This is a genomic window from Tateyamaria sp. syn59 (assembly GCF_007995245.1).
Lineage (GTDB): Bacteria > Pseudomonadota > Alphaproteobacteria > Rhodobacterales > Rhodobacteraceae > Tateyamaria.
Map to the genome: position 1 here is coordinate 1 of NZ_VCBA01000040.1, position 4,174 is coordinate 4,174.

3 protein-coding genes are annotated in these 4,174 nt (G+C 55.4%); 2 read left to right on the top strand and 1 reads right to left on the bottom strand.

Annotated elements, in window-relative coordinates; all coding sequences use genetic code 11:
* Positions 1-274 precede the first annotated feature (274 nt).
* A complete protein-coding gene (locus tag FD715_RS22155) occupies positions 275-1,480 on the bottom strand; it encodes a Hint domain-containing protein (protein WP_147115383.1) in 1,206 nt (401 codons plus the stop codon).
* Positions 1,481-2,241: 761 nt separating this feature from the next.
* Here FD715_RS22155 and FD715_RS22160 point away from each other — a divergent pair.
* On the top strand, positions 2,242-2,556 hold the full coding sequence (locus tag FD715_RS22160) for a hypothetical protein (protein ID WP_147115386.1): 315 nt from the start codon (positions 2,242-2,244) through the stop codon (positions 2,554-2,556).
* Positions 2,549-3,784 carry an HlyD family secretion protein gene (locus tag FD715_RS22165; RefSeq protein WP_147115389.1) on the top strand — a complete coding sequence of 412 codons (1,236 nt, stop codon included), beginning with the start codon at positions 2,549-2,551 and terminating at the stop codon, positions 3,782-3,784. Before FD715_RS22160 ends, FD715_RS22165 begins: the two co-directional genes overlap by 8 nt.
* Positions 3,785-4,174: the final 390 nt, after the last annotated feature.

Consider the following 4,174-nt stretch of genomic DNA (forward strand, 5'->3'; position numbering starts at 1 on the left):
AAAAGCTAACTTGGTAGAGTGGCTCAAGGCCGAATGAGGCCTCGGAAACTAGCTGATTTCGACTGCGGGTATGGCCCGCAAGGCCCATATGCCCTTTCTATGTGAAATCTCATCGACGTTCCAACGTCCAACGTCCGGTTTGGGCTGCGCGACGACCCTGGCACGCAGTGCGGCTAAGGTCTGTAGCGAGCCCAAAAGACCGGTGTCGGGCGTGACCGCGATGCCCGCCCAGAGTGCCGTCCCGACGCCTGTTCGAGCGAGCGGTCTTCAGATGCTAGTGAAATCGGCTGACCAACTCCCTCCGGTTCTTGCGGTGGCGCATCGCGAGTTTTTGTGCGCGACGGTACTTTACAAGCGTGCGCGCTGGCCCATAAGACGCCAGATTTCCCTCAGCCAGCTCTGGAAACAAAGTCAGAAACTCATCGCGCGCTGCGTCGCTCAGGGCCGCAAGGGCTTGTTTGCCTGGAAAGAAGCTCTCTGACGGTGCGCCGTTTGCAAGCAAGATGCTGTGCCTTGGCAGCGCCACATGGAAGTAAGTCATGGAAGATGACGCGGCGGAAATTCGAATGCCGTCAATATCTGTGAGCGCTTTGGCCGGCACCAGCACTTCTCTGGTGTCGAACATACGCTCCGCGATCTTTCCACAGACCAGCATCCGGTGCTGCTGCGATACCCTTAAGTCGCGCCGCGGCAGGCCGTAACCCAATGCGCCCTTCGCTATGACAACCGGCTGCAGTTTGATGTTGGCATTCACTTCCTCTGCTGACAGCTCACGAGAGTGGAGCCACACGACGGGGGTCAGCCCCTGATCAATCGAGTGAACAAGCTGACCCGGCACAAGATCCTCGACTGGCATCTCTCCGTCCGCGACAGAGATGAGTGTGCCATCGCAAAAACACACATTTTGAGATCCGGGCGTTGGTTTTTGATCGTCTACAAACGTATCACCCGGCCCGCGCTGGATTGAGAAGCCATCAATGTCGCTTCCAAAATCCTCCCCGGCACCGATACGTGTCGCGGAACTGGGAAACCCAACATAGTTCGACCCACCTGCTGTCGGGTCATCAAGGACGTCGCCGTTGTACGTTGCTTGAATGTAGGTGTTGCTAGAGGGGTCCAAGACAACAATGTTGTCATCACCATTGCTCAGGAGTGCGGACGCCCACCCGGCATCAAATGCCAGATCATTGGGTCCCCCGGTCGGCAGCGCGCCACCGGGTTGAACACCGGTTATGACAAGAGCATGCGCGCCGGGCTGGAGGACGGTGCCTGGGGGAAAGGTAAACCAGTTGTCGGAGCCAGCATCCCAAAGCTGAACGCCGGAAATGTCGATCGCCGCGTCCGAAACATTGCGCAGTTCCACGAACTCATCGGTTGCGTTCGCGGTCCCATCTCCGTCAGTGTCGAAATTCGCGGTGTTACCATTTGGATCTACAAGTACTTCATTGATTACGATACCGCCCAATAGTTCGTCCGGCACCAGAAATCCCCCAGGAAATTGATTGTTGTCTGGACGCTAGCATAGAAATACTACCTATGCGAGTATTGCTGGCGCCGATTTTCTCTTCATTGTTCTGGGGAGTACCTGGCTTGTTCACGTGTGTGGAACAAGCGGACTTTTAAACCGGCTCCATACATGTCTGTATTGTCCGCGCAGCGGTCGCAGGAGAGCACAAGATGAATGTCCGCATTGGGTTGCGGAATGACCTTGGAGCCAGACGCGTCGGATGGCGGCAAGGAGCCCAACTTGTAACTTTGATTTTCTCGCTGCGAGTGCACGCAGCACAGTAGTTTCTGCGTGCACACCCATTCCCGCTCTGCGATGTGGCGCACAGTCCGGCCATTGGCCCCTGCTTAACTAGGCAAGTTCTATCAGTTCAAAGTTCGGGAACAAAGTAACCGATTGTCTTCAGAGCGTCTCGGAAGAAGAGGTCGAATGCATCGTGGCGCAGTTTGGAAAGGTACTTCTCCTTCGCATTAAAGTGCTGCGAAAGCGCTTAATTTTCAGCGTAGAGGCTCGCAGCGCTCAACCCAAACGCATCGTTGGATCGGAAGGAGGCACAGCATTATGCATCGAATTGTGCGCGTCATGCACATGTGGCGTGGTTTGGCATGGCAAGGCTGAGACAGAGTATACTTTCAACTGCAACAGGTGTTAACCAGTATTAACCGCTTTAAGCAGAGGACGGTTTTTTGGAACCCAAACACCACCCATTGACGCCCGAACACATCCCTCACTACATGACGGCTGCTGACGGGAGCGACTATTTGTTTAGCTTTGTAGTCATCCTGGTTGTGGTGGCCGTGCTGCTGCTTGGTGTGGGTTACTTTACGCTTCATGCTTTGCCAGAACGCATGGCCCATAAGTCCAATGCGACACAGCTGCAACTGGTGTCAATTTTGGCGCTTCTGGCCCTATTTACGCACAACAACGTGTTCTGGGTGTTTGCCCTGGTGCTGGCCGCGTTTCGGCCACCTGATTTGGTAACCCCGCTGGCCTCAATGGCGCAGTCGCTTGCGGTCATGGCAGGTAAGGGGCGCGACGATAATGCTTGAACTTATTATTTGCTCCCTTTTCACAATCCTGCCCGATTACTTGCTGCGCCGCCGCTTTCAAGGCAAACGGTTTGGGCAGGACATCACCTTTTTCACGGTGTGGTATGAATTGAGATACGGCATCACGGGATGTGCGATGCTCACCATCTCGCTGTTTACCATTGTGTTTTACTTTCATCCCAGCACCAGTGATGTGAACTCATTTTTTAGAACCGTGACGATTCTGTCGGACACTTCAGGCCGCGTGGAAGAGATTTTTGTCACAAACAATCAGGATATTTCGGCTGGTGATCCTATCTTTCGTTTGAACGGGGACCGTCAAGAGGCCGCAGCCGAGACGGCGCGGCGTCAGATCTCCGAAATCGACGCCGCATTGACTGCCGCGCAAACACAGCGCGCATCAGCGGTTGCCGCGATTGCACAAGCCGAGGCGCAACTGCGGTTGGCAACATCGGATCTTAACCGGATACAGGCTCTGATTGAGCGGGGATCAAGCGCCACCAGCGAACGTGATTTGGAACAGGCGCAGACCCAGGTTGATGCAGCCCAAGCCACGCTGGATGCGGCACAAGCGGGCCTGCGGGCCGCCGATGCCAACATCAACGTTCAATTGCCCGCCAGCCGTGCAAGCGCGGAAGCTGCCCTTGCACAGGCACAGACCGAGATCGAAAAGCTAACTGTCTATGCAGGGGTGGACGGAAGGGTGGAGCAATTCACGTTGCGCCGGGGTGACGTCGTGAACCCCGTGCTTCGGCCAGCGGGCATCCTTGTGCCATCGGACGCTGGGCGCAACCGCTTTGTGGCGGGCTTTCCGCAGGTGACGGCACAGGTGATCAAAAAAGGTGGCGTGGCGGAGATCGCATGTGTCTCTAAACCCTTCACAATCGTGCCCATGGTGATTGTTGAAGTGCAGGACGTTATTGCAGCTGGTCAGATTCGCCCCTCAGACAGATTGGGCGATGCCCAACAGCAATTCAGGCCCGGAACGGTGACGGCCTTTCTTGAACCTTTGTACCCAGGGCAGGCTGACGGCATACCTCCGGGCAGCCGGTGTCTTGCCAATGCTTATACGGACAATCATCACCGCCTGGAACATGACGAGGATCTCGGTACTGGCGCGCGCCTGTTCCTGCACGTGGTGGACACGGTGGGCGTTATTCACGCTGCAGGTTTGCGCATACGGTCCTTATTGATGCCACTGACGATGCTGGTCTTCACCGGCCACTGAACAGTCTCTGTACAGTCCATACTTGTGATGTATCAAGTAAGCTGCACTCAAAGTCTGATCACGGAACAAGAACGAAGTTCGGGCTTGTTGTGCACGAAGCGAAAAGATCGGTATCGGTTGGGACAAAACTGAGGTCGGCGAGTGCGCACAATCGCGATACTGGCTGCAACAGTTGGATCTCGGTACTATGAGTGTTCAGGCTTTAGGCTAAGACCTGCCGCATCAGTACAGTGTCTGATCTGTCCCGCGTCTCGATGGTCAATCCCGCTTACAGCGAAAAGGCAGTGTGGAATTCGTCTCCACCCTGTAAAATGAATGGCTGTAAACAGGAATTTACTGCGGTGCCGCTAGACGCGTGCCGCGTCTACGAACAGATATTGCGTCAGCGCA